Raw genomic sequence first — 25,354 nt, forward strand, 5'->3', positions numbered from 1 at the left:
CGTGAGCCTGAGCATCGGCATCGTCGGATTGCCCAACGTCGGCAAGTCAACGCTTTTCAACGCGCTGACGAAGACCGCTAACGCCCTGGCGGCGAACTACCCCTTCGCCACCATCGAACCCAACGTGGGCATCGTCGGTGTTCCCGACCCCCGTCTGGAGAAACTGGCCGAGATCTTCGGCTCCGCGAAGATCCTCCCGGCGAAGGTCGAGTTCGTGGACATCGCCGGACTGGTCAAGGGCGCCTCCGAGGGGCAGGGGCGGGGCAACCAGTTCCTCGCCAACATCCGGGAGACCGACGCCATCTGCCAGGTCATCCGTGTCTTCGCCGACCCCGACGTGACCCACGTGGACGGCGCCGTCGAGCCGGGCCGCGACATCGAGACGATCAACACCGAGCTGATCCTCGCCGACCTGCAGACTCTGGAGAAGGCGCTGCCCCGCCTCCAGAAGGAGGCCAGGACCAACAAGGACCGCAAGTCGGCCCTCGACGCGGTCGAGGCGGCCGTCAAGCTCCTCGACGGCGGCACCACCCTGTACGCCGGGGCCAAGGGCGCGGGCATCGACCTCGCCAACCTGCGTGAGCTGCACCTGCTGACCGCCAAGCCGTTCCTGTACGCCTTCAACCTCGACGCCGACGAGCTGACCGACGACGGCCTCAGGGCCCGTCTGTCCGCGCTCGTCGCCCCCGCCGAGGCGGTCTTCCTCGACGCCAAGATCGAGTCCGAGCTGGTCGAGCTGTCCGAGGAGGAGGCCCTTGAGCTGCTGCAGTCCGTGGGCCAGCAGGAGTCGGGCCTGGCCCAGCTCGCCCGCGTCGGCTTCGAGACGCTCGGCCTGCAGACCTACCTGACCGCCGGTCCCAAGGAGACCAGGGCCTGGACGATCCGCAAGGGCGCGACCGCCCCCGAGGCCGCCGGGGTCATCCACACCGACTTCCAGCGTGGCTTCATCAAGGCCGAGATCGTCTCCTTCGACGAGCTGGTCGAGGCGGGCTCCATCGCCGCCGCCCGTCAGGCGGGCAAGGCCCGCATCGAGGGCAAGGACTACGTGATGCGCGACGGCGACGTCGTCGAGTTCAGGTTCAACGTCTGACGGCCCCCGTGGATCCGCGACGCCCGAAGGCCCGATTCCAGGGGCCGTCGTAACACAGGCCGATCAACCGGCTGTCGCCGGAGGCTTGGCGAGACGCTCGGCAGGGGCTTCCCCGCCGAGCGTCTCGCGTGGGGCGGCCGTCGGGCTCGGTTCAGGTCCTTGACGGTGCGGACCCGCCGGATATGCGTCCTTGCGGAAGTATCGGCGTGGCGGGCCGTCGGCGTCCCCGTCGGAACCGCGCCGCCACGGGCCTGCCGGGTCGCGGAAACGCGTGCCCTGGTCCCAGGTCGGGGAGCGCCACAGGCGTGCTGATCAGAGGTACGGCGGGCGGGACGAGACTTTCCGCTCGCCGTACCCGTTCCCCGGCCGTTTCAGCGACCAACGGCGCGGCGGCTCCCGACCCGGCCTTCGTGATCATGGACGCGAGCGCCTCTGACGTGTTGGTTCCGGCCCGCATGGCGGCTCTGTCCCTCCCGGCGCCCTTCGTGACGTCCCTCGCGGCGTCCCTCCCCGTGCGCCTCCCGTGCGAGGGGAGCGGGCCTGCGTGAGCGGTTACGGTGAGTGACCGGTTCGGGAGGAAAGGGCAGGTCGGGACAGTGTGGGGACCGTTTGGATAGCAATGCGTGGCGTTTGAGTAATCGACGTAGGGGCTGGCCAGGTGGAATGTGCTTTCTTCGTCTTGTTGTCCCCGGATGGGCCGTCAGCCGGGTTCCAGACCCGGTTTGCTCGGTAACCGTGATGCCTGCAGCATAGGCGTGGCTTTCCTGGAACAATCGTCAAGGCGGTTAGAGTAAGTGCTTGACCATGGTTTACGGGGTCGGGAGTAATACGAGACCGCGTCAGCCGGGGGTTTGGCGCGAGCGGAGGCAAGATGGCTCGAAGGTCAACCGTCCGTGATCCTCGGATCACCGACGACCCTGAGCTGTCGGCATACCCGGGGGCGCCGCACGACCCCGAGTTCGACCGTGCTCCGGCGCGGGGACGTGGTGCGCCGTCCAGGGGTCGTTGGTCCGGTGGCGGTGGTCGTTGGCTCGTATGGGCAGGTCGCGCCATACTTTGGGCGCTAATAGTGGTCATCGTGGTGAACGGGGTCCGTGCACCTTTTGAACGCTTCACCCAGCAGAACACGACCAGTGGAACCCCGCAGATTTCCCCCGACGCCGAATTCCCCGTCAGCAGGGCGACCTCTTTCGCCAGCCAGTTCGCGGCGGTCTATCTGAATTTCGACGCCGTCCGCCTCCAGGAAAGGGCGTCGCGGCTGGCCCCCTATCTCCCCGACGGCGCCGAGCCGCAGTTCGGCTGGGACGGCCTGGGCCGGATGGCCGCCGGGGCGGTGCAGCCGTACGGTTCGGAGATCATCGACAGGCAGAACGCCGTCGTGACGCTGGCCTTCCAGTCGGACGACCGCCGTCAGCTGCTGTCCGTGCCGGTGTTCTACGACACGGAGACCGGGAGGTTCGTGGTCTCCGGCCGCCCGGCCGTCCTGCCCGCGCCCTCCTCGGCGAACCTGCCCGCGATCCCGGCGGGAGACAGGGACGCGGCCGCGGAGACCGAGCTGCGCACACCCCTGGCCGACTTCTTCAAGGCGTACGCCGCGGGCAACAACGTGTCGTTGCAGCGTTATGCCGCCGCCGGGGTGACCCTGGAGGGCTTCGGCGGCGCCTTCACCTTCGTGAGCCTCAAGGACCTCGTCGTTCCCGCGGGGAGCGGGGCCACCCGGGAGGTGACCGCGACGGTCGTGTGGGGGGTGCCCGCGCGGACCACCACGTCCCTCGACTCGACCACCAACGTCGATCCCGGCGAGGCGAGCGGGAAGTTGGAGCAGGCCTACCGGCTCACCGTGGTGAAGCAGGGCGACAAGTGGTTCGTCAAGGACATCCGAGGCGCGAAACGGTCTGTGGGGTAACACATGATCGAATGGTGCCGGTCCACAGTGAACAAACCCCCCCTGATCGGTGAGTCGGCAGTGAGCGGGTTCCCATATGCGCGTCGCGGGCCCGTTATCCCCCGGGCCGTGATCATGAGCACGGAGGACGAGAAATGATCCTGAAGACGATCCTGCTGCACGCGGTCGATCTCGCCCAGCCGACGTCCCCTCCACAGGGTGTGAACACCCAGGGGCTGGCCACCTTCCTCAGGAGCTTCTTCGCGCCGCTCTTCCTCGTCATCGTCTCCGTGGTGGCGCTCTTCTTCCTCTTCACGCGTGAGATCACCAGGTTCGTCCAGTTCATCATTCTCGCGATAGCCATCGGAGTGATCTTCTACGTGCCCAACATCATCGAGGTGACCGCCAAGGCGATTGCGGGAGCACTGGGCATCTCGGCGGGTTGAGACCGCGTGTTTGCGGTCAAAGAACGAGTGGCGGAGAGGAGGAGCGTGTGGATCTACCCACGTATACCAATATCTGGCGGATCGAAAAGCGGCTCTACAAGCTGTACGACCTACGGCTGCCGACGCCGCTGCCGATCGTCTGGATCGGTGTCTTCGTGGGTGTGGCGGCCCCCTGGTCGTTGCTGCTCGCGCTTCTCGGTCTGCCCTTCGACGCCCCCTGGCACGTGGTCTACCTCGTGCCGCCCGGGGTGGTGACCTGGCTCTCGACCAGACCGGTGATCGAGAGCAAGCGGCTCACCGAACTGCTGCAGTCACAGGTCCGCTACATGGGGGAGCCACGCTCCTGGTGCCGGATGGCGCCGACCTCCGAGCCCGGCGAGATCGCGCTGACCGGCCGGGTGTGGCGGGCAGATCCCAGTCGCGCGCGGGTGAAGGACCGTGTGAAGGGCAAGGCCGGGCGCAAGGCGAAGGGCGCCACGGCCCCGGAGATCGCCCCCTCGGCCCCGGCCCGTGAGGTCCGTCCCGCCGTGGCCGCCGCGGCGGCGGCGACCACCGCTCCCGCCGTCCGCGAACGCCCGGTCAAGGGCACGCCTGCTGTCCCACGCAGGGGTACGGCCCCGGCCCTCGGGACCGAGACGCCGAGCCCGGTCGAGCGGGTCTTCGCCCCGTCCGCACGCGCCCTTCCCGAGCAGGCCCCGGTCCGGGAGGCCGAGGCGGCGCCCGCCGTACCGGTGGCGCGGGTCGAGCCTGTGGTTCAGGCTCAGCCCTCCACGGCGTCCGAGAACGCGCGAACCCCGGCTCCGGCATCCCGCGCCGAGACGGCCACGCCCCAGGCCGCGGCGCCCCGGACCCCCGCCGCGCAGGGCCCCACGGCCCAGAGCTCCACTGCGCGGAGCCCCGAGATCGCGCTCTCCCAGGCTCCGGCCCCCGCTCCCCAGGCCGTCCCCACGGTCTCGGAAACGGTCTCGGAACCGGCGGCCTCCGAGCCCGTGGCCCCCACGGCGTCGGCGGTCGCGGCGTCCACGCCCGCGGACTCCGTACCGGTGCACCCCGCCTCCGAGGAGTCCGCTCCCGAGGAGTCCGCCCCGGTGGCCCAGGAGGCCCCGATCGGTCCGGAGGCGCTGCGCCGGCTGCGCAGGCTCGCCGCCGCCACCGAGGCCGAGCGCGCCGCCGCCTTCCGCGCCGGCCCGCCCGCGACCGAACAACCCACGACCGTCACGCGCGACGACAGGCCGGAACGGCAGGCCGTGCTTCCCGGTCCGTCCGAGCGGGCCACCCCCGTCGAGGCCGTGACCGCCCCGGCGCCCGAGGTGCCGAAGGCCCCCGAGAAGCCCGCCGCGCAGGCCCCGGTCCAGGCCGCGGCACCCGGCACCCCGGCCCCCACGACCGAGGCGCCCAAGACCGAGGCCCCTGGCACCTCGGCCCCCGAGATCGCGGCACCCGGCACCCCGGCGACCGAAGCCCCGGCTCCCGAGGCGCCCGTCGGCCTCCCGGACCAGGAGCCCGTGAAGCGGCCGGAGGCGGCGCCGTACAGGAACGTCCCGCCCGTGGGTGCCCCCGCCGGAGCCGACGAGGGGGTTCGCGCCCAGCACCGCAGGGGGCAGCCCGTCCCCGCGGAGCAGTTCGCCGAGCGACGCCGCCTCGCCGAGGAGCAGCGGGCCGCCCAGGCGGGCAGAGGGCAGGACCGGCTGGTCGCCAGAGCGCCGCGCGCCGAGCAGATCCCCCAGGTACGGCGGAGCCAGGACCAGCAGGCCACCGGGGAACACCCGGTGCAGAGACCGGCTCAGCGCCCCACCCAGCGCCCCGCCCAGCGGCAGGGGCCCCCGCAGGGCGTCTCGATCAGGGCGGTCCCCAGCGGGCCGACGGCGGGTCCGGCACCGGTCGTGCCCCCGGTCCCGGTGTCGAGGCCGGGGCAGGCCGAGCCCAAGGTCCGCCGGGTCGAGTCGGTCGTCGGCAGAGACTCGGCCGGCGGCTGGCGGCGTCTCGCGCAGGTCGTGATCGGACCGGGCGCGGGCCGTACCGACGGGTCGGAGATCGACGAGGCGCGGGCCAAGGCCATGTTCACCGGCAGCCGCAGGGTGGTCGTGCTCGGGTGCACCGGCGGCGCGGGCCAGACGACGACCGCGCTCATGCTGGGTCACACCCTGGCCAGGCACCGTGAGGACCGGGTGCTCGCGGTGGACGCCAACACCGGGGCGAACGCCCTGTCCGGCCGGATCCAGGCCGAGTCGCCGGAGACACTGACCTCCCTGCTCGCGGGCCTGGACGGCGTCAACGGCTACCTCGGCATGCGGGCCTACACCAGCAGGTGCGCCTCCGGCCTCGAAGTCCTGGCGGGCGACGCCGACTCGGGCGCCGAGCAGCGGCTCTCCGACCGGACGCTCTTCTCCGACCGGCGGCTCGGCAGGACCATGGACCTCCTGGACCGGCACTACAAGCTGGTCGTGGTCGACCCGGCCGCCGCGCTGGCGGCGAGGGTGCTGCCCTACGCCGACCAGCTGGTCCTGGTCGTCCCGGCCAGCGAGGACGGCCCCGACGCGGTCGCCATGACCTACGAGTGGCTTGACGGACACGGCTGCGCGGACCTGCGCAAGCGCGCGATCATGGTGGTCAACGGAGTGAGCCGCCGCAGCATGGGCGACGTCGAGCAGGCCGAGGCCGTCGCCAGAGGGCGGTGCAGGGCGATCGTGCGGGTGCCCTGGGAGGACGAGCTGGCTCCGGGAAGGTCGGAGCGTGTCGAGCCGTCCCACCTGCGTGCCCCCGGCCGCCGGGCCTACCTCGCGCTGGCCGGGGTCGTGGTCGCGGGCTTCGGGACGGCGCAGGCGGTTCGACCGAGCGAGGAGGAAGTGGCCCAGTGATCCCCCGGGCGCGAGGAGACAGCGAGGTGCTCAGGTGAACCCCCGAAAGGTCGTGCCGGTTGGGGGGCACGGGTGAGCCGCTCTTCGCGGGCGCGCAACCGTCTGGCCGTCCGCTACTTCGACGACAGGATTCTGCTGACCGACACGTCGGTCTGGGCGTACTTCCGGCTGCCGACCGTCAGCTACGAGTTCATCACCCCCGACGAACGGGAGGCGCTGGCCACCAACATCACGATCGCGCTCGCGGCGATCAGGATGCCGGACGCCGAGGTGCACCTGCGGGTCGCGCACCGCACCTACCCGGCGGCCGAATGGGCGATGGCGCTGGACGCCACCTCCGACGAGGGGCCGGGCTGGCGCGACTACCTGGAGGAGATGTACCGGCACGTCTGGGCCAAGGACTTCTGGACCAAGGAGGTCTACCTCGGCGTACGGCTCGGCGCGCGAGGCAGGCAACTCGGCACCGGGGTGCTGTCCCAGCTGTTCGGCTTCTACCAGCGCGGTGAGAAGGTCCTGGGCATCGAGGACGACCACGTCCCCAAGGCGGAGATCACCCGGTGGAGTGAGCAGGCCGAGCGTCTGGGACGGGCCCTGTCGTCGAGTGCGCTGTACGCCAGGCACGCGACCTCGACCGAGATCGCCTGGCTGTTCCAGCACGCCGCGACCGGTTCCCTGGGCGATCCGCCCCCCTCGGCCAGCCCGAGGCGGCAGTGGGGGAGGGGTGAGATCGAGTCCCTCGTGGAGGGGCAGATCCACAACGGCAGATCCCTGCTGCGGATCGAGCAGCCGGACGGTGACTCCTACGTCGCGCACCTGTCCTTCGCCCGCTTCCCCGACCTGATGCCCTTCCCCGACGGCGAACCGTGGATGCACTTCGCCGACCAGCTGCCCTTCCCCGTCGAGATCAGCTCCAGGATGCGGCTGATCTCGCCGATCAAGGCGAGCAAGGACGTGGCGCGCAAGCTCGCGCACGCCCGCGACATGGACATCCACATCCGCGAGGCCGGAGCGGAGGCGCCACTGGCGCTCGCCGAGCAGATCGACGCGGCCCGGATGCTCGAACACGGCATCACCAAGGAACGCCTGCCCTTCGTGTACGGCTGGCACCGGCTGATGGTGTCCGCCCCGACCGAGGAGATCTGCGTACAGCGGGTCGAGGCGGTCGTCGAGCACTACCGGGACATCGGCATCGACATCGTCAACTCGACCGGCGACCAGTTCTCGCTGTTCTGTGAGGCGCTTCCCGGGGAGAAGGTCAGGGTCAACGCCTACGCCCAGCGGCAGCCGCTGCGCACGATCGCGGGCGGCATGGCCGGCGCCACCGTCGATCTCGGCGACCGGGTCGACGAGGGCAACGCGGGCTGGATGGGACCGTACATCGGGGAGACCCTGGGCAGGGCCCGCAGCATCGTGCACTTCGACCCGCTGGTGGCGGCGACCCGTAACCGGCCGACGGCCATCGCGATCACCGGTGAGCCGGGCGGCGGCAAGACCACGCTGGCCCTGCTGATGATCTATCAGATGGCGCTGCGCGGGGTGACGGTCGCGGTGATCGACCCCAAGGGCGACGCCGACTCCCTGGTCCAGCTGTTGCAGGCGCGGGGCAGGAAGGCACGGGTCATCCCGCTCGGTTCCGCGGCGCCGGGCCTGCTCGACCCGTTCTCCTTCGGCGACGACATCGCGGCCAAGAAGACCATGGCCAGCGAGACGCTGCGGCTGCTGCTTCCCCGGATGTCGGAGGAACGCGAGTCGGCGATGATCCAGGCCGTCGCGGCGGTCTCCGCCAGGCCGGATCCGTCGCTGGGCAAGGTCGTCGACTTCCTCGAACAGGCCGAGGACGCGGCCTCGAAGAACCTGGGCGCCGTGCTGCGCTCGATGTCGGAGATGCACCTGGCGCGGTTGTGCTTCGACCCGTCGGGTGGCGACCAGATCGACACCGAGGGCTGGACGACGGTCTTCACGCTGGGGGGCCTGACGCTTCCCGACGCCTCGACGGGCCGCGACGACTACTCCTACGAACAGCGCCTGTCCGTCGCGCTGCTCTACCTGGTCGCGCAGTTCGCCAGGGGACTCATGAACGGCCTCGACCGCAGGACGCCGAAGGCGATCTTCCTGGACGAGGCGTGGGCCATCACCTCGACCCCGGAGGGCGCCAAGCTGGTGCCCGAGGTCAGCCGGATGGGGCGTTCGCGCAACACCGCGCTGGTGCTGGTCTCACAGAACGCGGGCGACCTGCTGAACGAACAGGTGACCAACTGCCTGTCGTCGGTGTTCGCCTTCAGGTCCACCGAACGGGTGGAGGTGGACCATGTCATGGCGCTGCTCGGGGTCGAACCCTCCGAGGAGCACAAGGCGGTGCTGCGCTCGCTGGGCAACGGCGAGTGTGTTTTCCGGGATCTGGACGGGCGCGCGGGGCGGATAGGGGTGGACCTCATCTCCGATGAGCTGCTCCGTTGGCTGGACACGAATCCGACCCACGACAAACCCGCCGAGAACGTGCATGATCTTTCCGGGGGCGACAGAGTCAGTAGGCCGGGGGCCACGGCGCTGGAGGTACGGTCATGAAGGGCTCCCGCGAGGGCAGCAGAAACTCCCGCAAGAGACGACTACGCAGGCGGATAGCCATCACCCTGGTGGCCCTGGCCGCCTTCTTCGCCTTACCGATGCTGGTGCCGACGGGGGACTCGACCGCCGTCGCCGCCGGCCCCTGCGACCTCTCCCCGGACCTGGCCCCCGAGATCGTGGGCTCGGGTGTGGACGGTCTGGTCAAGGCGCCGCCTCCGGACACGCCTGCGGCGGGCACGCCCACCGCGGCACCCACCCCGGCGCCGACCGCGCCCGGCGCCGCCCCGCAGAGCAACTACGCCCGGTACGGAACCGGCGGCCAGTTCTGGCACACCTACGGGCTCGGCTGCGGCGACGTCGCGGCGGTCATGGGCAACATGACCGCCAACACCGTCTTCTCCTGGGCCAAGGCGCTCGACCGGCTGACCATCACGACCTACCAGGCGGCGGCGACCGAGGGGCCGCTTGAGTCGATCAAGGGCGTCGTCGACGACATCGTGGGCAACCTGGCCGAGGCGATGTACTGGCCGTACCTGCGGCCCATCGTCATCCTCGGCGCCATCTGGCTGGCGTGGTACGGCCTCATCCGCAAACGCGCGACCACGACCGCCGAGGGCATCATCTGGATGGTCCTGGCCGTCACCGTCGCCGTCTGGTTCTTCAGCAGGCCGGGCGACTTCACCGGTCTCGGCAAGACCGTGACGGACAAGACCGGAGAGGTCGTCAACTCGGCCTTCTCCAACCTGCCCAACGCGGGCGGTGCCTCCTGCCTCGCTCCCAAGGACGTCGCCAATCCCCAGGCGAAGCCCGGTGGTTACGGCCAGACCGGCGTCCCCGGCGTCGACCAGAACGCCGAGGCGCTCTGGTCGACCCTGGTGTGCAAGCCGTGGCTCATGGGTGTGTTCGGTACCGCCGACCCCAACGCGCCGGTGGTGAAGGTCTTCGGTGCGAAGCTGCTGGACATCCAGGCGCTGGACGCGGCCGAGCTGAAGGCGAACCAGACGCCCAACACCAATGCCCACCAGGCAAGATACGAGGAAGAGGTCGCGAGCAAGCTGCAGAACACCCCCATTTTCTTCCTCTTCCAGGGAAAGGATTGGACGAGCAGGCTCGGCATCGCGATCGGCGCCCTGATGGCCGCGATGGTCGCGGGGTTGTTGATCTTCCTGGTCGCGGTCTCGCTGCTGGTCCTGAAGATCGGGTTCCTGCTGCTGCTGATCCTCGCGCCGGTCTTCCTGCTGATCGGCGTCCATCCGGGGTCGGGGCGGATCATCGCGATGCGCTGGGTGGAGATGCTGATCGGCACCCTGCTCAGACAGGCGGTGCTGGCACTGGTCCTGGGCGTCCTGGTGTACGGCTACGCCCTGATCATCGCCACCGAGCTGCCGTGGGGCATGCAGGTCATGTTCATGGCGCTGATGACGATCGCGGTGTTCTTCTACCGGCGGCCGTTCCAGCACCTGTTCTCCTCGATGGACGGCCACACGTTCACCACGCGCATGCTGGGTGAGGCGGCCTCCGCGCCGACCCTGCAGCGCGCGGCGGGGGTGCTGCCCCCGGTCGCGGCGGCCAGGGCGGGCCGGTGGGGGATGCGCAAGGCCGAGCCCGTACTGCAGGCGGCGGCCATGGCGGGCGGCGCCTCCGTCGCGACGGCCGCGGCGGCGGTCGCCCAGGGCAAGGTCAGGGGCGAGGAGGGCGACCGGGGCGCGGGAGCGGGCACCCGGGTCCCGGCGGGCGCGCAGCCCGCGCCGCTGGACACCGAGGCCCAGTCGGGCAACCGGCGCAAGGGCGTGGGGCGTCCCGTCACCGCGACCCGCACGGGCGCGGCCCCGCCGCTGAACCTGTCCGGTGGCGCGGGCGGCTCCACCCCGGCCAGGACGGGCTCAGCCGGTCGTGGCACCGGCTCGGGCGGCTCGGCCGGTTCGGGCGGCTCGGGTTCCGGCGGTGGCTGGTTCGGCGGGTCCTCGGGGGGCTGGGCTCCGCGAGGCTCCTCCGGCGGGTCGTCCACGGGCAGGTCGTCGGGCGGTGGCCGGTCCTCCGCGCCGTCCTCGGGCAGCAGGCCGTCCTCCGGCGGTGGCAGGTCGTCCGGTTCCTCCGGCGGTGGCCGGTCGGGCGGCGGCCTCTTCGGCGGCGGTGGCGGCAACAACGGCGGCGGTTCCCGGCGTGCCGAGTCGAGCCCGCGGGGCTCCGGCTCCTCGGGCGGTTCCTCCAGGTCCGGCAGCAGCATCTTCAGCTCCTCCGGTTCCCGGGACGACGCGGGGCGCGGCCGGTCCTCAGAGGCACCGCCGCTCTGGCTGGCCAGCAGACCGGAGCGCGACAGGCAGGCAGGGGAGGCGGCACCGTTCTGGCTGCGTGCCTCGAACCCCGATAAGGACTGACGATGGTCGAAGGCAGGCGGGGCGTCGTCTTCGCGGTGCTGGTGGCGGTGCTCGCGCTGGTCGGGCTCTACCTGACCATGTGGTCCGGTCCGGACGGCGGCGGGCAGGAGCCCGCCGCCGAACCGGCGGGCGTGAGCCGTACGACACGGGGGGAGGCCGAGCCGCCGCACGCCGAGGCGACGGCGAGCAACGCGCCCTTCGACGTCTACTCCTACCTGCCGATGACCAAGCAGGAGCTGGCGGCAGCCGCCGACTACGCCCGGCGGTTCACCGTCGAGTACGGCACGTTCAGCTACGACGAACAGCCCTCCGCCTACGGTGACCGGCTCAGGAGCTACACCACGTCGGACTTCGCCGACGTGCTGCTGCGCACGGTCACCTCGCCGGGCACCATCGCGGCCAACACCGCCGACGAGGTGGTCTCCGTCGGATCGGCGAAGGTGAAGGAGATCAGGCAGATCCAGCGGTCCTCGGTGATCTTCGTGGTCACCGGGACCCAGACCGTCACCGCCAAGAGCGGCGCCAAGGAACGCACCGCCGACTACGCCGTGACGGTCGTCGAGATGGGCACCGAGTGGCGGATCCACGACCTGCAGCCCGCCGACGAGGGACAGGACGGAGACGACCAGTCCTCGGGCGCGGCCGGATGAGAGGGAAAGCGATGCTCGTCCGTCTGATCCCGTACGGCGTGCCCGCCGGAGCGGCTGGATGAGGGACAACAAGAGGATCCGTCTCGCGCTGATCCTGGCCGTCGGGGCGCTGTGCCTGTTCACGCTGAGCATGGCGCCGGTGCTGATGATCGGCTCCTTCCCGTCCTTCACCGGCGGTGACCTGCCCGACTGCAACGACAGGGCGCAGCCGGTCGGAGACGAGTCGGAGACCGCGGCCTCCGACATCCCCTCCGAGTACCTCAAGCAGTACCGCGCCAGCGCCAAGAAGATCGGCGTGCAGTGGAACGTGCTCGCCGGGGTCGGCAAGCGGGAGACCGACCACGGACGCTCGACACTGCCGGGGGTCAGCAGTGGCACCAACTACGCGGGCGCCGCGGGGCCGATGCAGTTCCTGATCAGCACCTGGGGCGGCAAGGCCAAGATCAAGATCCCGTCGACGTTCAACGGCTACGCCTCGGACGGCGACGGCGACGGCTGGGCGGACGTCTACAACCCGGCCGACGCCATCCTGGGCGCGGCCAAGATGCTCAAGCACAACGGGGCGCCCGAGAACGTGCGCAGGTCGCTGTTCGTCTACAACCGGGCCTGGTGGTACGTCGACCAGGTCATGGAGATCGCCGAGCGGTACGCCAAGGACGGCGCGGTCGGCGTGCCGTCACAGGCGGAGGAACTCTGCGACGAGCCGCTGATCGCGGCGGCCCCCTCCGGCACGGTGGCCGGGATCCTGGAGTACGCCCTGAACCAGCGCGGCAAGCCGTACCTGTGGGGTGGCACGGGGCCCGACGCCTTCGACTGCTCGGGGATCATCTACATGGCCTACCGCAGCGTCGGCCTGACGATCCCGCGCACGACCTTCGGCCAGTGGCCGTTCGGCGTCAAGGTGCCGGAGGGGCAGGAGCAGGCGGGAGACCTGGTCTTCTTCAACGCCGGGCCCGGCACCTCGGCCGACCGGCCGGGGCACGTCGGAATGGTGGTCTCACCGGGCAAGATGGTCGAGGCCAGGTGCCGTCTGTGCGGGCCGATCAAGGTCACGACCTACAAGGACCGTACCGGCATCGTCGGGTTCACCCGGCCGCTGGCCAACCCCCAGGTCGTCGAGCAGCTCAGGTTGAGGGAACAGGGCTGACACAATCGGGCCCATGGACAAGGTCGTTGTGGGAGCCGCGATCGTCGACGGCAACGGGAGACTGCTCACCGCACAGCGCGCCGACCCCCCTGAGCTGGCGGGCGGTTGGGAGTTCCCCGGAGGGAAGGTCGATCCGGGGGAGGACGACCGAACCGCGCTGGTCCGGGAGTGCGAGGAGGAACTCGGCGTCCTGATCGAGGTGGGGCAGCAGATCGGCGGTGACTGGCCGCTGGCGGGTGGATACGTGCTGCGGGTCTGGCTGGCGCGGATCGTCGAGGGCGAGCCGGAGGCCAAGGAACACCTGGACCTGCGCTGGCTGGCCGGTCACGAACTCTACGACGTGCCGTGGCTTCCGGCGGACCTGCCGATCGTGCGGGCCGTACAAGGTCGGCTCGGCGGGGGTTGATCGGCTACTCACTGTGACATAACACCACTGAACGTTTGTTGTCGCGTGTCCGAATCGGGGGATCGGAGAGATGCGGTGACCGGATGGTGGCGGGGTGCCCGGATCATGTCGGCGGTCGGAGCGGGGACGTTCGTCCTCGGCGGGGGGCCGGTGGTCCACGCGGCCGGGGCGGGCGACGCCGTACCACCGGACGTGGTCCGTGCCGACGGGACGGCGGGGTTCCGGGTGTGGCTGAGCGGGCCGGGCAGTGAGGCGCGGCTCACGGTCGTGGCGACGCCGGGTACGGAGATCCGGTTCGTCGGCTGTCCCGTGCCGGGACTCACACCGGGGTCCAGGTCGGGACCTGAGCCGGGGGCCGCGTCGGGACTCACACCGGGGTCCAGGTCGGGGTCCGCGTCAGAGCCTGAGCCGGGACGCGGGTCGGAGCCTGAGCCGGGGGCCGCGCCGGGATTCTCGGAGGGCTTGGGGTCGTCAGGAGCTGTGCAGGTATGGCGGGAGTGCCTCCTGGGGGAGGTGAGCGCGCGCACGTCCGTTGACGTGCTGGTCGACGCGCCCACGGCCGGGGCCTGGCCCGTCGGGCTGGCCGCGCTGCTGCGGATGCGCACCCCGGAGGGCGAGTGGGTGACCCGTACGGCCACCGGCCTGCGGGGGGCACGGCCCACGGGCGGCCCCGGGGAGGCGGACTCCCTGCCGCGGCGGCGTCCCGAGGGGATCGAGATCGAGCCGATCGCCTGGGAACGGCCCGAGGGAAGCGGTTCGTCGGCGCCGGGCCCGGATGCCCGGGGTGTTCCTGGCTCGCCGGGAGAAGCGGGGGCGGGGGAGCGGGGGAGCGCGTGGGCCCCGGCGATCCAGGGGCCGGGATCCGTTCCGCCGGCCCAGGGGACTCCGCCGGTCCGGGAACCAGGGGAGACCCTTCCAGGGCAGGGGGCGGAGGCCGCCCGTCCGGTCCCGGGGGCGGAGGTCGTGCCTCCGGTCCAGGGGCCGGGGTTGGCTCCTTCGGTTCGAGGGACGGAGGCCGTCCCATCGGTTCGGTGGCCAGGGGTTGTCCGTCCGGTTCCGGAGGCGGAGGTCGTGCCGCCGGAAGGCGGTTCCGGGGAGGTAGATCAGGGGGCGGACCCCGGGCAGGACCGGGGCGAGGTCACGGAGGTGGGTGTCCAGCCTGGGCCTGGGCCGTACGAGACGGTCACGCCGCCCACGTCGCATAAGGCGGTCAGAGCGCCGAAGGGGCCGGGCGCCGGGCGGCGGGCGGAGGTTCCCGGGCCGCCGGTCCCGGCCGGTGTCCCAGGGGCCGGGCAGACGGCCAACATGCTGGGGGCCGGGCAGGTGGCCAACGTGCCGGAGACCGGATCGGCGGCCAATGCGCCGGGGGCAGGGGCGGCGGTCAACGTGCCGGGGGCAGGGCAGGTACCTCCGCTGTGGAACGACCCCAGCCTGAGGATGCCGCTGGCTGCGCCGACGGCCGTCGGCGCAGGGCCCCCCGCGTCCCCCGCGATCGCCACGGATGCCCCGCCGCCGGGTGCGCCGTTGCCCCAGGACGTGGACGGGCCCGGTCAGGAGATCGAGCCGGTGGCCCTGTGGACTCCGTCCTTGACTGGCGCGAATGGATTTCCCGTGGTGGGGGGTTCGGTCGGCGGTCTGCTCGGTCTGCTGTGGCTGCAGGCGCGTATTCAGCGCAGACGCGGTACGCGATAGGTGTCATGAAACAGGGGTTTGTTATTCCTTTTATCCGACTAGTATTTCCTTGACTTGACTGGGCTTGTATAGGGAATCCTCGGAGGGCACCTGTGAGGCGATCACGGCGTGCGGCGACCGTCTCAGCCGTCCTGGTGTCGGTGGGAGTGTGCGCGGGACTGGTGGTCGCCAACGCGCCGTTCGCGAACCGGACCCCGGTCGGGGTCACCCGGCTGCTGGCCGCCAACCCCTCGGAGATCCCGGGCTGTGACATCGATCCCGCCGGGCCGTGTGAGGAGGAGCCGACGCCGGTCGTCACCGTCACGGTCACCAGCGACCCGGACCCGCTTCCCCCTTCGCCGACCCCGCAGAAGACGGTGACCACCACGGTCACCGTGACGCCGAGCCCGAAGCCCAAGAAGCCCAAGAAGCCGCAGGTTCCGGAGCCGACCCCCACCCCGGCGACGGTCGAGACGCCGACCACCGCGCCGGTGGTCCCCGATCCGACGCCGGCGGCCGATCCGACGCCCTCCGACCAGGCGCCGGTCTTCCCCACCACGGAGGAGACCCAGCAGCCGACCCCGACCCCGACCCTGACCCCCGTGACCGGCGCCACGCCCGAGCCGACCGAGAGCACCACGTTCGAGGACAACGGGCCCGCCTCGGTGCCCTACGAGATCCGTAACGCGGGCTCCGACTTCGACGCCGCCGGGCTGAGCCAGCGGCTCGGCATCCCGGCGTTGGTCCTGGCGCTGCTGGTCCTGTTCGCCGTGTTGATCTTCGAGGGCAGGCTGCGCCGTCTGGCCCACGCCTCCGCCGTACGCAGGGCCGGACCGCGTGGCCCGGGTGCCGGGCTCGACCCGAGGCTCTACCCGCAGGGCGCCGCCTACGCCCCCGCGCCGGGCATGCCGCCCACGGTCTATCAGGGCGGTACGGCCTACGCCCCGATCATCAGCTTCGTCCCCATGCAGATGTACGCCCCGGTGCTTCCCGAGGGCTACGCGCCGGAGCAGTACGAGCAGCCGACGAGCTACATGCCGGTTCCCGGCCAGGAGCAGCCCTTCGGGCAGGATCAGCATCCCGGGTACGGCGAGCCTGCGCGGCCGGAGGAGTTCACCGGGGACGCCGTGAGGCCGTTCCCCCAGGGTTCGGAGCGCTTCGACGGCCCTCTCCCGCAGGATCCTCCCGGCGTTCCCCAGAGGGGCGTTCCCGGCGCCGTGCAGGGAGACTTCCCCGGGGCGCCGTTCCCGCAGCGACCGGACGAGTTCCCCGGGGCGCCGTTCCCGCCCGGTGACCTCCCCGGTGGAACCGGCGAGTTCCCCGGCGGAGCGGGAGGGTTCCCCGGCGGACCCGGGGAGTTCACCGGGCCGATCCACGGGCCGCAGGGACCGGGCGAGTTCCCGGGGGCGCCGTTCCCGCAGGAGCCGCGGGACGCCAGGCGTCCCTTCGGTCTCGAACCGCTGCCCGGCACCAAGCCCGCAGGGGAACAGCAGCCTCGGCGCCCCTTCGGCCTTGAGCCGTTGCCCGGCACCAAGCCCGAACCCTCGGGAGGCCCGCAGGAGCCGCAGGGCGCCCGCCGTCCCTTCGGCCTTGAGCCGCTGCCCCCGGCCAAGTCCAAGAGGGGCAGGTCGAAGACCCCCAAGCCCGAGACTCCCAAGCCTGAGGCACCGGCCTCCGAGGTCTCCAACTTCGAGCCGCCCGGTTCTGGTCCCTCGGGCACCGCGGTCTACCCCCTCCCCGGGGAGGGCGGCAAGAAGAAGCGCGGCCTGTTCCGCAAGAAGTAGTCACCTACCCCCGGGTCGCCACCCGGGGGTATTTGGCATGAAATACCTGGTCAAAGGCGATATGTCGGCCAGAAGGTGAGATTTCCGGCCCTAATAATTCATCAGCATTTTTCCGGATATGTCCTGACAGGAAATGGCCGGTCAACGCGGTGAAGCGAGCCGTACGGCACCGCCACGCGGCCGACGCGTCACAGCCGGCGCGGGGCGGTGGCGCCGTCACGCGGGTGGCGAGTCGCGCCCCGCGCATCACGGCCGGCGGACCACGGCTGGCGCGTCATGAAGGGCGTGGACCGGCGAAGTCGTTACGTGGGCGGCCGGTCGCGAGCCGTACGGGGTCATGAGCCCTGACATGCCGAGGCGCCGGTCACGGGGGTGACCGGCGCCGGGGCGGGGGTGTCAGCTCTTCGAGCCGGACCGCTTGAAGATCTTGTTGCCGAGCCAGACCAGCGGGTCGTACCTACGGTCGACGACCCGTTCCTTCATCGGGATCAGCGCGTTGTCGGTGATCTTGATGTGCTCGGGGCAGACCTCGGTGCAGCACTTGGTGATGTTGCAGTACCCCAGACCGTGCTCCTCCTGCGCGGAGTCCTTGCGGTCGGCCACGTCGTAGGGGTGCATGTCCAGCTCGGCGATCCGCATCAGGAAACGCGGACCGGCGAAGGCGGGCTTGTTCTCCTCGTGGTCACGGATCACGTGGCAGACGTTGTTGCACATGAAGCACTCGATGCACTTGCGGAACTCCTGGGACCGCTCGACGTCGATCTGCTGCATGCGGTACTCGCCCGGCTGTACGTCCGCGGGAGGGGTGAAGGACGGGATCTCGCGTGCCTTCTGGTAGTTGAAGGACACGTCCGTGACCAGGTCCTTGATCACCGGGAACGTCCGCATGGGCGTCACGGTGATCGTCTCGTCCTCCGTGAAGGTGGACATCCGGGTCATGCAGCCCAGGCGCGGCTTGCCGTTGATCTCCATGGAACACGAGCCGCACTTGCCGGCCTTGCAGTTCCAGCGGACCGCGAGGTCGGGGGCCTGGGTGGCCTGGAGCCTGTGGATGATGTCGAGGACGACCTCGCCCTCGTTCACCTCGACGGTGAAGTCCTCAAGCTTCCCCTCGCCGCCCTCGCCCCGCCACACGCGGAACTTCGCCTTGTAACTCATGGCTACTCCTTGACCAACGCGTCGAAGTCGGCCAGCTCATCCTCGGTGATGTACTTCTTCAGCTCGGCCCGGTCGAAAAGCGTGATCAGGTCGTCGCGCATGGGGGGCTGCACCTTCTCCTCGACGGACACGCCGGAGCCGTCGGAGGACAGGGCGCACACCAGGAGCCTGCGCCGCCACTCGGCCGACATGCCGGGGAAGTCGTCCCGGGTGTGACCGCCGCGGCTCTCCTCACGGATGAGAGCCGCCTTGGCGACGCACTCGGAGACCAGCAGCATGTTGCGCAGGTCCAGGCAGAGGTGCCAGCCGGGGTTGTAGATCCTGCTGCCCGCGGCGCCGACCCCCTGGGCCCGCTCCTTGAGCTTGCCCACGGCCTCCAGCGCCTCGGTGACCTCCTGGGCGTTGCGGATGATCCCGACGAGCTCGTTCATCGTCCGCTGGAGCTCCTGGTGGACCTGGTACGGGTTCTCCCCGGTGCGCTCAAGCGGGGCCAGCGCCTCCGCCTGCGCGGCCGAGACCGCCTCCTCGGTGGCCTGCGGCCTGGCGGCGAGCCCGTTGACGTACGCGGCCGCTCCCGCCCCCGCCCGGCGGCCGAAGACCAGCAGGTCCGACAGCGAGTTGCCGCCGAGCCGGTTGGAGCCGTGCATGCCGCCGGAGACCTCACCCGCGGCGAAGAGGCCGGGGACGTCCGCAGCGCCGGTGTCGGCGTCCACCTCGACCCCGCCCATGATGTAGTGACAGGTCGGGCCGACCTGCATGGGCTCGGCGGTGATGTCGACGTCGGCCAGCTCCTTGAACTGGTGGTGCATCGACGGCAGCCGCTTGATGATCTCCGCGGCCGGGAGCCTGCTGGACACGTCGAGGAAGACGCCGCCCTGGGGTGAGCCGCGACCGGCCTTCACCTCGGCGTTGATGGCCCTGGCGACCTCGTCACGGGGCAGCAGCTCCGGAGGACGCCGGTTGTTGGCCTGGTCGGTGTACCAGCGGTCGCCCTCCTCCTCGGTGGTGGCGTACTTGTCCTTGAACACGTCGGGGATGTAGTCGAACATGAAGCGCCTGCCCTCGGAGTTGCGCAGCACCCCGCCGTCACCGCGGACCGACTCGGTGACGAGGATGCCGCGGACCGAGGGAGGCCAGACCATCCCCGTCGGGTGGAACTGGATGAACTCCATGTTGATCAGCTTCGCCCCGGCCAGCAGCGCCAGCGCGTGGCCGTCGCCGGTGTACTCCCAGGAGTTGGAGGTCACCACGTAGGACTTGCCGATGCCGCCGGTGGCCAGCACGATCGCGGGGGCGTCGAAGACGATCAGCTTGCCGTTCTCCCGCCAGTAGCCGAAGGCCCCGGCGATCGCGTCGCCGTCCTTCAGCAGCCGGGTGATCGTGCACTCCTGGAAGACCTTGATGTAGGCCTCGGGGTCGCCGTGCAGCCGCTCGTCCTCCTGCTGGAGCGCGACCACCCGCTGCTGGAGGGTGCGGATCAGCTCAAGGCCGGTACGGTCGCCGACGTGGGCCAGCCGGGGGTACTCGTGGCCGCCGAAGTTACGCTGGCTGATCTTGCCGTCCTTGGTGCGGTCGAACAGCGCGCCCCAGGCCTCAAGCTCCCAGACCCGGTCGGGGGCCTCCTTGGCGTGCAGCTCGGCCATCCGCCAGTTGTTGAGGAACTTGCCGCCCCGCATGGTGTCGCGGAAGTGCACCATCCAGTTGTCGTCGCTGTTGACGTTGCCCATGGCCGCGGCGGCGCCACCCTCGGCCATGACGGTGTGGGCCTTGCCGAACAGTGACTTGCAGACGATCGCGGTGCGCTTGCCCTGCTGGCGGGCCTCGATGGCCGCCCGTAGTCCCGCCCCGCCCGCGCCGATGACGACGACGTCGTATTCGTGACGCTCGATTTCCACTGGTGATCCTTATGCGAACGGGAAGTTGACGATGCCCTTGGCGACCAGCCGTACGTAGAGGTCGGCTCCCATGACGGTGAACATCGAGATGAGGGCGAGTTCCTGGTGCTTGGCGTTGAGCTTGGAGACGAAGCCCCAGGCCCGGTAACGGACCGGGTGCTTGGAGAAGTGGTTCAGCCGCCCGGCCGTGATGTGCCTGCAGGAGTGGCACGACAGCGTGTACAGGTTGATGAACACGGCGTTGACCACCAGGATCAGCGTCCCGAGAGCGAACGGCTTCTCCACCAGGGCCAGCACCGCGTCCCAGGCGAGGATCAGGCCGACCACGATCGCCGTGTAGAAGAAGTAACGGTGGGCGTTCTGCAGGATCAGCGGGAAGCGGGACTCACCGGTGTACTTGCCGTGCGGCTCGCTGACGGCGCACGCGGGCGGCGAGAGCCAGAACCCGCGGTAGTAGGCCTTGCGGTAGTAGTAACAGGTGAAACGGAAACCCGCGGGCAGGGCCAGGATCAGCAGGCTGGGCGACAGGGTGTACCAGTCGCCGAAGGGCGCGAACCCGAACAGGCGCGCCCCCTCGGGGCAGCTCGTGGCCAGGCACGGGGAAGAGAACGGAGCGATGTACGGCGCCGCGTAATAACTGTTGTCGAAGAGCGTCCACGTGGCGTAGACGAGGAACCCCCCGAAGATGATGAAGGTGACCAGCGGATAACGCCACCACTGGTCGGTGCGCAGCGTGCGCTCCTTGATCTGCGCGCGCTGCCTTCTGGCCGGGTTCTCGGCCGCTGTCTGGGTCATCGGAGACCTCTCCACCTCCCGCGGACCCCCGCTGCTCGCCGGAGGGGTCCGGGTCGTTTCAGTTGTCCGCGCACCGCGCCGTGGTCGCGCCGGATCACCGTGCGCGCGCTTGTTGGTGGGGATACGTTACGACGCTGCTACCCGCTCATGTGAGAAGCGTCACTCACATTTTCCGTCACCCGGTGTGATTCCTGTCACGTTGGTCAGGAGCAGGGAATAAGGACGTCACATTCCGCGAGCTGGGGAGGGCCGAGTGGAGATCCTCGGTCACGGGCCCCGCAGGGCCCGCCCGGGTCAGTAATGCTGGTCGGAGCTGGGCAGTTTGACCACGGTCACGAAGAAGTCGTCGATCCTGCGGACCACGCTGATGAACTGGTCGAAGTCGACGGGCTTGGAGACGTAGGCGTTGGCGTGCAGGTGGTAGCTGCGCAGGATGTCCTCCTCCGACTCCGAGGTGGTCAGCACGACCACCGGGATGCCGCGCAGCTTCTCGTCGCCCTTGATGTCCTGGAGCACCTCCCTGCCGTCCTTGCGGGGCAGGTTGAGGTCCAGCAGGATCAGGTCGGGCCGGGGCACGTCGGCGTACTCGCCCTCCTTGCGGAGGAAGGCCATGGCCTGCTCGCCGTCGTTGACGACGTGCAGTTTGTTCCTGACCTTGTTCAGCTCGAACGCCTCACGCGTCAGCAGGACGTCACCCGGGTCGTCCTCGACGAGGAGCACGTCGATCCAGCGCAGGTCATTCATCGCTCTCTCCAGAGGGAAGGGTCCACCGGAAGGTCGTTCCCGGGTGCTCGGGAGCCTCGCTCTCCACCCAGATGCGGCCGCCGTGGTACTCGACGATCTTCTTGCACAGGGCCAGACCGATGCCGGTGCCCGCGTAGACGTCCCGGCCGTGCAGCCGCTGGAATATCAGAAAGATCCGGTCAGTGTACTTGCTCTCGATGCCTATCCCGTTGTCCGAGCAGGAGAACTCCCACATGTCCCCGGCGCGCCGTACGCCGATGTGGATCACGGGGGGCTCCTCGGAGCGGAACTTGACGGCGTTGCCGATGAGGTTCTGGAAGAGCTGGACGAGCTGGGTGCGGTTGCCGTGCACCGTGGGGAGGTCGTCGGAGGTGATCGTCGCCCCGGCCTCCTCGATCGGCGCGGCGAGGTTCCTCAGCGCCGCCTGCAACGGCACGTCGGCGTCGACCGGGGCCGGTTCGCCGCCCTTCCTGCCGACCCGGGAGAAGTCGAGCAGGTCGTTGATCAGCAGCTGCATGCGCTTGGCGCCGTCGACCGCGAAGGTGATGTACTGCTTGGCCCGGTCGTCGAGCTGGTCGCCGTAGCGCTGTTCGAGCATCTGGGTGAAGCTGGCCACCTTGCGCAGCGGTTCCTGCAGGTCGTGACTGGCCACGTAGGCGAACTGCTCAAGCTCGCCGTTCGAGCGCCGCAGCTCGGCCGCCTGCTCCTCAAGCTTGGCCTGGGCGTCCTCGACCCTGCGCCACTCGGCGATGATGCGCCGCCGCATGGAGTTCACATGGCCGGACAGCTCCGACAACTCGGAGGGGTGGTCGACCTTCAGCCGGTGCTCGAAGTCGCCCTGCGCGACCGCCCGGACCTGCCCGCTCAACTCGGCGAGCGGGCGCAGTACGGCGTTGCGCACGATGAGCGCGGCGCCGATCGCGGCCAGGAGCAGCGCCGCGACCACCCCGCCGAGCGCGAGGTACAGGGCCTGCCAGCCCCGGTCGAGACGTGCGCTGCCCTCGACGTGCAGCCGGTCGAGATTCTCCTGGAGGGCGACGATCGAGCGGCGGACGTCGGCGAACCGGCTGGCGTTGATGGGAGCGTTCCGCGAGGCCGTCTCCGACTTGTGGACGGGGATCTCGGCGATGACCTTGTCCACGTAGTCGCGGCGCCACGCCTGGGCCGCGGTCCTCAGGCGCTCCACGTCGGCTCTGATCGGCTGCTCGTCCGGCATCCTGGGCAGCAGGCCGTCGAGCGCGCGCAGGGCGTCGGTCTCCGCGGCGACGGCCTCCCGGTAGTCCTCAAGGGAGACGGCCTCGTTGGTCCTGCCGTACGCCCTGGCCGCGCTCTCCTGCGCCGACAGCGCGTTGGCGACGTCCATGGTGCGCAACGCCGCGGGATCGACGACGTCGGCCACGGCCACGCTGGCCGCCCTCGTCTCCTCGATCGAGGAGACGGTGAAGGCGGCGGAGATCGCGAACAGCAGGGTGATGGCGACCCCGGTGAGCGTGAACCACTGACCGACCCGCAGCCTGCCGAAGCCGCTCGCCGGGGTGACGGCGGGCAACGGCCTGATCTCCGCTCGCCGGCTCACCGTCCGCCGTTCCCGGAGGAGCCGCGGGAGATGAGCACGGTGGCGAGGTCGTCGCTGAGAGAGTCACCGTTGAGCTCGATCACCCGCTCGATCAACCGGTCGAGGTGGATGCCGCCGTGCTCGTGCACCAGGGCGAGCAGGCCCTCCGTGCCGAGCAGATCGGGGCCTCCGCCGACGGTCGCCTCGATCAGGCCGTCGGTGTAGAACAGCAGCGACCAGTCGTCACCGAGCGTGACCCCGATCTCCGACCAGACGACGTCCTTGAAGATGCCCAGCGGCGGCCCCGAGGGTGTGCCGGGGACCACGCCGATCGTGCCGTCGCGGATCAGCAGCGGCGGCGGGTGGCCGACCACGTGCATCCGCGCCCGGCTGAGCGTGGGGTCGATCGTGGCGATGCACAGCGTCGTGAAGATCTCCGCGGACTTGCGCTCCAGACGCAGCACGGAGTCGAGGACGCTCAGCAGCTCGTTGCCGGTGTGCCCGGCGAGCACCAGGGCCCGCCAGGCGATGCGCAGCGCGACGCCGAGCGCGGCCTCGTCGGGCCCGTGCCCGCACACGTCGCCGACGACCACGTGCACGGCGCCGTCCTGGCTCTGCACGGTGTCCCAGAAGTCACCGGCGAGCAGGGCGCGCCTGCGGCCGGGAAGGTAGCGGGCCTGGTGTTCGAGGCCGCCCTGTTCGAGCAGGGGGACGGGCAGCAGGCCGCGTTCGAGCCGGGAGTTCTCCTTGGTGAGCAGCTCGGCCTCGACCAGCCTGCGCTGGGCCAGGTCGGCGCGCTTGCGCTCCATCGCGTAACGGATGGCCCGCGCCAGCAGCCTGGCCTCCACGTCCTGCTTGACCAGGAAGTCCTGGGCGCCCGCCGCGACGGCCTCCACGCCCACGTGGGCGTCGTTCAGCCCGGTCAGCACGAGCACGGCGGCGTCGGGCACCATCGCCAGCACCTGTTCGAGCGCCTCAAGACCGGTGGCGTCGGGCAGGGAGAGATCGACGAGGACGCACTGGACGTCGTCGGTCAGCCGTTCCCGGCTCTCCTGCAGACTGCGCACCCAGATGATCTTCGGCGGGTTGTTGGCCTGGGCGAGCAGTTCCTCCACGAGAAAGGCGTCGCCCGCGTCGTCCTCAATGAGTAGGACGGTGAGCGTTTCGTTGGGCGGGGCGGTCACTGACCCCTCTTCGCTGTCTCAGGGGGAACCTACTTGACGGTATGAAGAATAGTGCGGCACCCGGACGTACGGGACAACGACCGCCCGGACTGCGCCGTCCGGACGCGCGCTCGCTCAGTCCTGGACGATCAGCTCAAGGCCTTCGGGAAGACTACCCTCATGGGAGGCCTCGGCCAGGAAGAACAGCAACGTGTCACGGAACGCCTGGGCGGCCCTGGTCGGTTCGACGTCCTTGCGGTGGGCGATGGCGATCGTACGGCGCAGCCCGGGAGGCGCCAGCGGCGTCCCGGTCAGCCCGGGGCGGCCGTCCAGGACCATCGAGGGCACCAGGGCGATGCCGAGCCCGGCCTCGACGAAGCGGAGCACGGCGTCCATCTCACCGCCCTCGACCGACAGCCTCGGTTCGAACCCCGCCTGACGGCAGGCGCCCAGCGTCGCCTCCCGCAGGTCGTAGCCCCGCCGGAACATCACCATCGGCTGCCCGCGCAGGTCCTCTATCCGCATGTACGGCCTGCGCGCGTGCGAGATGGACGGGGCGACCACGACCAGGTTCTCCCGCAGCACCTCTTCGGTGACCAGGGAGGGGTCGTCGTTCTGCAACGGCATGATGATCAGCGCCATGTCGAGCTGGCCACGGGCGAGGGCGCGGACCAGGTCGCGGGAGCCGCCCTCCTCGACGAGCAGCTCGATGCCGGGGTAGGAACGGTGGAACCTGGCCAGGGCGTCGGCCATCAGCCCGGCGCACAGCGAGGGGGTGGCGCCGAGCCGTACCCTGCCGCGGCGCAGGCCGGCCAGCTCGGCGACCTCACGCCTGGCCGTCTCGGCGTCGGCCAGCATCCTGCGGGCCAGCGGCAGCAGCGCCTCCCCGGCGGCGGTCAGGGTGACGTTCCCCCGGGCCCGGCTGAACAGCGGCGCGCCGAGATCGGCCTCAAGAGCCCTGATCTGCTTGCTCAGCGAGGGCTGCGCGACCCGCATCCGCTCGGCCGCGTGGGTGAAGTGCCGGGAGTCGGCCACAGCCACGAAGTAGGCCAGTTGCTGGAGCTGCACGTTTCCCTAGCGTACGGATGGGCCGGTGGCGGATTCGGGGCGGCCCCCCGACCCCGGGACAATGACGGACCCGGTGTGAGATTGCTCGCATCCGCG

18 protein-coding genes are annotated in these 25,354 nt (G+C 70.4%); 11 read left to right on the forward strand and 7 right to left on the reverse strand.

The window, feature by feature from the left end; translation table 11 throughout:
* Position 1 precedes the first annotated feature (1 nt).
* From ychF to ACIBVQ_RS14935, 11 genes are all read left to right on the forward strand, one after another.
* On the forward strand, positions 2 to 1,090 hold the full coding sequence (ychF, locus tag ACIBVQ_RS14885) for a redox-regulated ATPase YchF (protein ID WP_399177896.1): 1,089 nt from the start codon (positions 2 to 4) through the stop codon (positions 1,088 to 1,090).
* Positions 1,091 to 2,168: 1,078 nt separating this feature from the next.
* Positions 2,169 to 2,996 carry a conjugal transfer protein gene (locus tag ACIBVQ_RS14890; protein WP_352013770.1) on the forward strand — a complete coding sequence of 276 codons (828 nt, stop codon included), beginning with the start codon at positions 2,169 to 2,171 and terminating at the stop codon, positions 2,994 to 2,996.
* 134 nt (positions 2,997 to 3,130) lie between these two features.
* A complete protein-coding gene (locus ACIBVQ_RS14895) occupies positions 3,131 to 3,421 on the forward strand; it encodes a hypothetical protein (protein WP_352013769.1) in 291 nt (96 codons plus the stop codon).
* Between the two features lie 47 nt (positions 3,422 to 3,468).
* Positions 3,469 to 6,279, forward strand: coding sequence for a TcpE family conjugal transfer membrane protein (locus tag ACIBVQ_RS14900; RefSeq protein WP_399177899.1), 2,811 nt, complete (start codon positions 3,469 to 3,471; stop codon positions 6,277 to 6,279).
* 72 nt (positions 6,280 to 6,351) lie between these two features.
* Positions 6,352 to 8,844: an ATP-binding protein gene (locus ACIBVQ_RS14905; protein ID WP_352013767.1), complete on the forward strand. Its 2,493-nt coding sequence runs from the start codon at positions 6,352 to 6,354 to the stop codon at positions 8,842 to 8,844.
* A complete protein-coding gene (locus tag ACIBVQ_RS14910) occupies positions 8,841 to 11,222 on the forward strand; it encodes a type IV secretion system protein (RefSeq protein WP_399177901.1) in 2,382 nt (793 codons plus the stop codon). Before ACIBVQ_RS14905 ends, ACIBVQ_RS14910 begins: the two co-directional genes overlap by 4 nt.
* A gap of 2 nt (positions 11,223 to 11,224) precedes the next feature.
* Entirely contained in the window at positions 11,225 to 11,872 is a 648-nt protein-coding gene (locus tag ACIBVQ_RS14915; RefSeq protein WP_352013765.1) for a conjugal transfer protein, read from the forward strand.
* Positions 11,873 to 11,930: 58 nt separating this feature from the next.
* A complete protein-coding gene (locus ACIBVQ_RS14920) occupies positions 11,931 to 13,019 on the forward strand; it encodes a bifunctional lytic transglycosylase/C40 family peptidase (protein WP_352013764.1) in 1,089 nt (362 codons plus the stop codon).
* A 13-nt stretch (positions 13,020 to 13,032) separates the two neighbouring features.
* Positions 13,033 to 13,425 (forward strand): (deoxy)nucleoside triphosphate pyrophosphohydrolase, encoded by a 393-nt coding sequence (locus ACIBVQ_RS14925; RefSeq protein ID WP_386196055.1) that lies wholly within the window; start codon positions 13,033 to 13,035, stop codon positions 13,423 to 13,425.
* 513 nt (positions 13,426 to 13,938) lie between these two features.
* A complete protein-coding gene (locus ACIBVQ_RS14930) occupies positions 13,939 to 15,117 on the forward strand; it encodes a hypothetical protein (protein WP_399177904.1) in 1,179 nt (392 codons plus the stop codon).
* 92 nt (positions 15,118 to 15,209) lie between these two features.
* Positions 15,210 to 16,880: a hypothetical protein gene (locus ACIBVQ_RS14935; RefSeq protein ID WP_399177906.1), complete on the forward strand. Its 1,671-nt coding sequence runs from the start codon at positions 15,210 to 15,212 to the stop codon at positions 16,878 to 16,880.
* 396 nt (positions 16,881 to 17,276) lie between these two features.
* On the opposite strand, the gene ACIBVQ_RS14940 is transcribed toward ACIBVQ_RS14935, so the two are convergent.
* The 7 genes from ACIBVQ_RS14940 to ACIBVQ_RS14970 form a co-directional block, all read right to left on the reverse strand.
* Positions 17,277 to 18,038, reverse strand: coding sequence for a succinate dehydrogenase/fumarate reductase iron-sulfur subunit (locus ACIBVQ_RS14940; RefSeq protein WP_352013759.1), 762 nt, complete (start codon positions 18,036 to 18,038; stop codon positions 17,277 to 17,279).
* A 2-nt stretch (positions 18,039 to 18,040) separates the two neighbouring features.
* Positions 18,041 to 19,933: a fumarate reductase/succinate dehydrogenase flavoprotein subunit gene (locus tag ACIBVQ_RS14945; RefSeq protein ID WP_352013758.1), complete on the reverse strand. Its 1,893-nt coding sequence runs from the start codon at positions 19,931 to 19,933 to the stop codon at positions 18,041 to 18,043.
* A gap of 9 nt (positions 19,934 to 19,942) precedes the next feature.
* Entirely contained in the window at positions 19,943 to 20,728 is a 786-nt protein-coding gene (locus ACIBVQ_RS14950; RefSeq protein WP_352013757.1) for a hypothetical protein, read from the reverse strand.
* A gap of 294 nt (positions 20,729 to 21,022) precedes the next feature.
* The gene (locus tag ACIBVQ_RS14955) at positions 21,023 to 21,472 is read right to left on the reverse strand and encodes a response regulator (protein WP_352013756.1); all 450 of its coding nucleotides are present in this window, start codon (positions 21,470 to 21,472) and stop codon (positions 21,023 to 21,025) included.
* Positions 21,465 to 23,048 carry an ATP-binding protein gene (locus tag ACIBVQ_RS14960; protein WP_399177909.1) on the reverse strand — a complete coding sequence of 528 codons (1,584 nt, stop codon included), beginning with the start codon at positions 23,046 to 23,048 and terminating at the stop codon, positions 21,465 to 21,467. The genes ACIBVQ_RS14955 and ACIBVQ_RS14960 overlap by 8 nt, the downstream gene beginning before the upstream one ends.
* Positions 23,045 to 24,211 carry a PP2C family protein-serine/threonine phosphatase gene (locus tag ACIBVQ_RS14965; protein ID WP_399177911.1) on the reverse strand — a complete coding sequence of 389 codons (1,167 nt, stop codon included), beginning with the start codon at positions 24,209 to 24,211 and terminating at the stop codon, positions 23,045 to 23,047. Before ACIBVQ_RS14965 ends, ACIBVQ_RS14960 begins: the two co-directional genes overlap by 4 nt.
* A gap of 114 nt (positions 24,212 to 24,325) precedes the next feature.
* Complete coding sequence (locus ACIBVQ_RS14970; protein WP_352013753.1) at positions 24,326 to 25,258, reverse strand: LysR substrate-binding domain-containing protein; 933 nt, start codon at positions 25,256 to 25,258, stop codon at positions 24,326 to 24,328.
* Positions 25,259 to 25,354: the final 96 nt, after the last annotated feature.

It is taken from the genome of Streptosporangium sp. NPDC049376 (genome assembly GCF_044466505.1).
Classification (GTDB): domain Bacteria; phylum Actinomycetota; class Actinomycetes; order Streptosporangiales; family Streptosporangiaceae; genus Streptosporangium.

Bases quoted from the DNA above. Each gene is read 5' to 3' on its own strand.
- ACIBVQ_RS14910 (WP_399177901.1), top strand. From the start codon at position 8,841: ATGAAGGGCTCCCGCGAGGGCAGCAGAAACTCCCGCAAGAGACGACTA.
- ACIBVQ_RS14925 (WP_386196055.1), top strand. From the start codon at position 13,033: ATGGACAAGGTCGTTGTGGGAGCCGCGATCGTCGACGGCAACGGGAGA.
- ACIBVQ_RS14920 (WP_352013764.1), top strand. From the start codon at position 11,931: ATGAGGGACAACAAGAGGATCCGTCTCGCGCTGATCCTGGCCGTCGGG.
- ACIBVQ_RS14940 (WP_352013759.1), bottom strand. From the start codon at position 18,038: ATGAGTTACAAGGCGAAGTTCCGCGTGTGGCGGGGCGAGGGCGGCGAG.
- ACIBVQ_RS14950 (WP_352013757.1), bottom strand. From the start codon at position 20,728: ATGACCCAGACAGCGGCCGAGAACCCGGCCAGAAGGCAGCGCGCGCAG.
- ACIBVQ_RS14955 (WP_352013756.1), bottom strand. From the start codon at position 21,472: ATGAATGACCTGCGCTGGATCGACGTGCTCCTCGTCGAGGACGACCCG.
- ACIBVQ_RS14895 (WP_352013769.1), top strand. From the start codon at position 3,131: ATGATCCTGAAGACGATCCTGCTGCACGCGGTCGATCTCGCCCAGCCG.
- ACIBVQ_RS14915 (WP_352013765.1), top strand. From the start codon at position 11,225: ATGGTCGAAGGCAGGCGGGGCGTCGTCTTCGCGGTGCTGGTGGCGGTG.